The 5148-nt window shown below is 73.5% G+C and carries 5 protein-coding genes; all 5 read right to left on the minus strand.

Translation table 11 applies throughout. The features are described from left to right. Positions 1 to 66: 66 nt before the first annotated feature. The 5 genes from ACIQOV_RS26615 to ACIQOV_RS26635 all read right to left on the minus strand — a co-directional run bounded on the left by ACIQOV_RS26615 (position 67) and on the right by ACIQOV_RS26635 (position 5013). Positions 67 to 1869, minus strand: coding sequence for a cation acetate symporter (locus tag ACIQOV_RS26615; protein WP_401052580.1), 1803 nt, complete (start codon positions 1867 to 1869; stop codon positions 67 to 69). After that, positions 1866 to 2297 (minus strand): DUF485 domain-containing protein, encoded by a 432-nt coding sequence (locus ACIQOV_RS26620; RefSeq protein WP_359912610.1) that lies wholly within the window; start codon positions 2295 to 2297, stop codon positions 1866 to 1868. Before ACIQOV_RS26620 ends, ACIQOV_RS26615 begins: the two co-directional genes overlap by 4 nt. 320 nt (positions 2298 to 2617) lie before the next feature. Further along, positions 2618 to 3325: a response regulator gene (locus ACIQOV_RS26625; RefSeq protein ID WP_401052582.1), complete on the minus strand. Its 708-nt coding sequence runs from the start codon at positions 3323 to 3325 to the stop codon at positions 2618 to 2620. After that, on the minus strand, positions 3322 to 4518 hold the full coding sequence (locus ACIQOV_RS26630) for a sensor histidine kinase (RefSeq protein ID WP_401052584.1): 1197 nt from the start codon (positions 4516 to 4518) through the stop codon (positions 3322 to 3324). Before ACIQOV_RS26630 ends, ACIQOV_RS26625 begins: the two co-directional genes overlap by 4 nt. 9 nt (positions 4519 to 4527) lie before the next feature. After that, the gene (locus ACIQOV_RS26635; protein WP_401052587.1) at positions 4528 to 5013 is read right to left on the minus strand and encodes a DUF1453 domain-containing protein; all 486 of its coding nucleotides are present in this window, start codon (positions 5011 to 5013) and stop codon (positions 4528 to 4530) included. Positions 5014 to 5148: the final 135 nt, after the last annotated feature.

Consider the following 5148-nt stretch of genomic DNA (forward strand, 5'->3'; position numbering starts at 1 on the left):
GGGGGGGGGGGACGGGGGGCAACCCCGGCGGCCCCAGGCCCGCCGGGGTTCCCCGGGCGCGACGGCTCAGGCCGCGCCCGCACCGGTGAGTGCACGTACCTCCAGCTCGGCGAACCGGTCCGGATCGGCGGGCTCGGACGAGGTGACCGTCCCGACCCAGCCGGCCAGGAAGCCCAGCGGGATGGAGACGATGCCCGGGTTCTCCAGCGGGAACCAGTGGAAGTCGAGGCCCGGGAAGAGCGCCTCGGGGGAACCGGACACCACCGGCGAGAAGAACACCAGCACGATCGCCGGAACCAGCCCGCCGTACACCGCCCAAACCGCGCCGCGAGCGGTGAACCGCGACCAGAACAGGCTGTACAGCAGCACCGGCAGGTTGGAGGACGCGGCGACGGCGAAGGCCAGGCCCACCAGGAAGGCGACGTTCAGCTGCTGGGCGAAGAGGCTGATCACGATCGCCGTCGCACCGATCCCGGCGGCGGCGAACCGGGCGACCACCACCTCCTGCTGCTCACTGAGCTCGGAGACCGGTTCCTCCGCCGCCCGGGAGGCCGGGACGGTCTCGCCCCGGCGGCGCCGCCCGCGGCCGTTCTTCAACTGTTCGCGGCTCTTCAGCTGTTCGCGGCTCGGCCGGGCGCGCCAGGCGCCGGCCCAGATGTCGTGGGCGAAGGCCGCCGAGGAGGCCAGGGTCAGCCCGGCGACCACCGCGAGGATGGTGGCGAAGGCGATCGCCGAGATCAGGGCGAACAGGAGCACCCCGCCGGTACTGCCGTTGCCGCCGCCGAGCACCAGGGCGAGCAGCGGAACGGCGGTGTTCCCGGCCGAGTTGGCGTGCCGCACCTCGGCCGAGCCGATCAGCGCGGTGGCGCCGAGGCCGAGCACGATGGCCATCAGGTAGAAGCTGCCGACCAGGCCGATCGCCCACATCGTGGAGCGGCGGGCGGCCCGCGCGGTGGGCACCGTGTAGAAGCGGGACAGGATGTGCGGCAGGCCCGCGGTGCCGAGCACCAGGCCGAGCCCGAGGCTGACGAAGTCCAGCCGGCTGGTGATGCTGCCGCCGTACTTGAGCCCGGGCTCCAGGTAGCGCTGCCCGGCGCCGCTGTGCTGGGCGGCCTCGCGCATCAGCTCGCCGAGGTCCCCGTGGAAGCGGACCACCAGCAGCACCGTGAGCAGCACCGAACCGCCGGTCAGCAGGAAGGCCTTGATGATCTGGATCCAGGTGGTGGCCCGCATCCCGCCGATGGTGACGTAGACGATCATCAGGGCGCCGACCGCGATGATGGTCCAGGTGCGGGCGTGCGGGCTGCCGGTGCCGAGCAGGAGGGCGACCAGCGAACCGGCGCCGACCATCTGGGCCACCAGGTAGAGCAGGGTGACCACGACGCTGGCACCACCGGCCGCGGCGCGCACCTTGCGACGGCGCAGCCGCAGCGCGAGGACGTCGGCGAGGGTGTACCGGCCCGCGTTGCGGACGAGTTCGGCGACCAGCATCAGCACGACCAGCCAGGCGACCAGGAAGCCGATGCTGTAGAGCACGCCGTCGTAGCCGTACAGCGCGATCAGCCCGGCGACGCCCAGGAAGGACGCGGCGGAGAGGTAGTCCCCGGAGAGCGCGAAGCCGTTCTGCAGCGGGGTGAAGTCGCGGCCGCCGGCGAAGAAGTCCTCGGCGGCGTTGCCCTGGCGGCCGACCCAGAGGGTGACCCCCAGGGTGACCAGGACGACGACGGCGAACAGCGCGATGGCGAGCGAGTGGTGGTCGCCGGTGGGGGCGACCGGCGGCGGGGTGGCGGTCGACACCACGGTCCGGACGGCGGTCTGCACCGCGGCCTTGGCCGCATCGGTGGGCACGGTGGCCAGCAGGGGCGTCATCGCAGCTGGTCCTGGGTGTCCCAGCGCAGGCCCAGGGCGGCGCGGTCGCGCTTGGTCCGGGAGTTGCGGGCGTAGAGCCAGGTGAGCAGGAAAGTCGAGGCGAACTGCAGCAGCCCCAGCAGCCAGGCCACGTTGAGCGGGCCGGCCACCGTCCTGCGCATCAGGTCGGGGGCACCCGCCTGGGCGGCGACGTACAGCAGGTACCAGGCGAGGAAGGCCCCGGTGATCGGGAAGACGAAGGTCCGGTAGCTGCGGCGGATCTGCAGGAACGTCTCGCTGGCCTGAACCGTCCGGTAGACCTCGGTGCGGTCGGCGACCGGTTCCTCGTCGAGTGGTGCGTGCGGTGCGGCCGGGGCCGCCGGATCGGCTGGGATGCTCTGGGCGAACGGCTCGACGGCGGCCCCGTGGACCGGTGCGCCGACGGCCACTGACCCGACGGCGGCCTCGGCCGACCGGGCCGTAGGAACGTGGTCCGTGGGGGCGGGGCCCGACTGCGCCGGTACCGCCGTCCGGCGGTGCGCAGCCGATGGCTCGGCGGACTCAACGGGGGTACCGGCGGCCGCAGCGGCCCACCAGTCGAATTGCTGTCCCGGGCCGGGACTGCTCGTCTGCTGCTGTGGCACTGCTGCTCCTGGACGGCCGGATGTTCTGACCCGAACCATGATGGCGGCCCTAGGAGAGCGCCCCTGACCATCGCAGATACGTTCACTCGATGAGGTGATCGATCATCCGACAGACACTCATCGGACTACTGCTGCGTCCCAGTGATTCCGTGTCGGAACGCGTACGCGACCGCCTGAGCCCGGTCCCGAACCGCGGTCTTGGCGAACAGATTGTTGATGTGGGTCTTCACGGTCGCCTGGCTGACGAACAGCCGCTGGGCGATCTCGGCGTTGGACAGCCCCTCGGCGATCAGCGCCAGCACCTCGGCCTCCCGGACGGTCAGCCCGTCGGGCAGCTCCCCCGACCGGGTTCCGGGCCTCCCGGCAGCCGGCCCGGCGTCGCCGTGCTGCTCCGAAAGCCTTTCCAGCAGCCGGAGTTGGACCTGCGGGGAGAGCCCGGCAGCACCCGAGCGGACGTCCGCGACGGCCCGGGCGATCTCCTCGGCGCCGGCGTCCTTGGTGAGGTAGCCGCGCGCCCCGGCCCGGAGCGCCGGGAACAGCGAGTCGTCGTCGGCGTAGGTGGTGAGCACCACGACCTCGGTCTCCGGGTGCGCCGCGCGGATCCGCCTCGTCGCCTCGACCCCGTCGCAGCGCGGCATCCGCAGATCCATCAGCACCACGTCCGGGTGATGACGCTCCACCAGGGCGACGGCCTCCTCCCCGTCCCCGGCCGCACCGACCACCTCGATGCCGGGCAACAGCCCCAGCAGCATCACGATGCCCTCGCGCACCACCGTCTGATCGTCCGCGACCACCACCCTGATCGCCCCCGCACCGCCCATGTGCTCACTCATGCCGGCACCCGCAGCAGCACGCGCCACCCTCCGTCCTGCGGGCCCGCCAGCAGCGTGCCCCCGAGCAGTTCCGCGCGTTCGCGCATTCCCAGCAGACCGTACCCGCTGCCACTGGCGGCCAGCTCCTCCGACGGGGACTCACCCGCGGATTGGCCGCGCGGCGGCCGGGTGTTGCACACCTCCAGCTCCACCGCGCCGTCCAGGTAGCGCAGTTCGACGGAGCCGCGGGCCCCGGACGCGTGCTTGCGGACGTTGGTCATCGCCTCCTGCGCGGTGCGCCGCACCGCGAGGGCGGCCTCGGCGGCGAGCGGGCGGGGCGTGCCGGTGACGGTGAGGGCGGCCCGCTCCCGACCGGTCAGCTCGACCAGGAACTCCCCGACCGGGGTGAGCTCCCCGCGCAGCGCGGACAGTGCCTGGCGGGTCTCGACCAGCCCGTCCTGCGCCATCCGCCGGGCGGCGACGACCCGTTCGCGGATCTGCTCGCGGTCCGTCCCGGCGTCCAGCATCAGCCGGGCCGCCTCCAGGTGGACGAGCTGCGCGGAGAGGCTGTGGGCGAGCACGTCGTGGATCTCCCGCGCGATCCTGGCCCGTTCGGCGAGCGCCGCGCTCTCCGCCTGGGCGGCCTGGGCGGCCCGCTCCTGGGCGAGCAGCCGGCGGGCGGTGCCGCGCGCCTCGATGTCCAGCCGCAGCAGGCAGCCGACCAGGACGGAGCCCCCGACGGTGGCGGCGTTGCCGAGCCAGCCCGCCGGGGAGGCCGCCATGTACGAACCCAGCGCCGCCGCCGCGACGACCAGCGCGGGCGCGGGCGGCAGCCGGATCAGAGCCGTCACGGTCAACCCGATCCACAGGAAGTCGGCCAGCGTGTGGGCCAGCCCCCGGTCGGCGAGCCAGCCGCCGCCGACCAGGCCGGCGGCCAGCAGGTACGAGACCGCCGGGCGCTGCTCCCGGGTGACCCGCAGGTACGCCGTGCAGAGGGCGACGGCCGCGGCCAGCCCGGCCGCCGCGGCCGCCACCGTCCAGCCGGTGTACCTGCCGCCGGAGAAGGTCCCCCAGCCGACGACGACCAGCAGGACGCTCCGGCCGAACACGGACAGGACCCGCCGCGGCCGGCTCTCGTCCTCGTGGCCGATCCCTTCCCGGGACGGCCAGCGGGTCCAGTACCACCCGGCCACGGGGGCCTCCTCGATGCTCACGGCGGCGGGTCAGTGCAGTGCGGCGGCGGGCCGCGAGGGCTCCAGCGTCCGGGCCCTCCAGTTCACCACGAAGGAGCGGACCAGCAGCAGGACCGCCATGCCCAGCATCAGCGAACTGCCCGCCTGGTGGACGTGCAGGGCCGCACCGACCGCGTACAGGCCGATCCGGACGGCGATCATCCCGCACCAGGCGGCCACGGTGGCCCTGGTGCCCTTGACCAGGACGCTGCCGTCGGAGGCTCGCCAGATCCGGACGGTCCAGCCCCAGACCGTGCCCATCGCGAGCACGGCGACCAGTCCGGCGGCCAGCAGCCCGGCGGAGAGCGCGGTGTGCTGGTGGTCGACGAGCTGCGGGTCGCGCAGCGCGAGCGCGCCCAGGATCAGCGGCAGCAGCCAGAAACGGCGCTCGGTGTCCAGGCGCTGGACGCGCATCTGGCGCTGGACCACCAGGACCACCACCGCGAGGCCTACGAGGATGTTGGCGATGGAACCCATCGAATTCTCCGTCCCGGGGAGAGGCTTGTTGCTGACCTCTCCGACGCTACGGATCCGGCGCTTCCCGCTGATCGGAGCCGGGGTGGAGCACGGGTGGAACCGGCAGCGCGAGGGCCCTCCACCCACGGGTGGAGG

Origin of the sequence: Kitasatospora sp. NPDC091257, assembly GCF_044757675.1 — a bacterium.
GTDB classification, from domain to species: domain Bacteria; phylum Actinomycetota; class Actinomycetes; order Streptomycetales; family Streptomycetaceae; genus Kitasatospora; species Kitasatospora lactacystinica.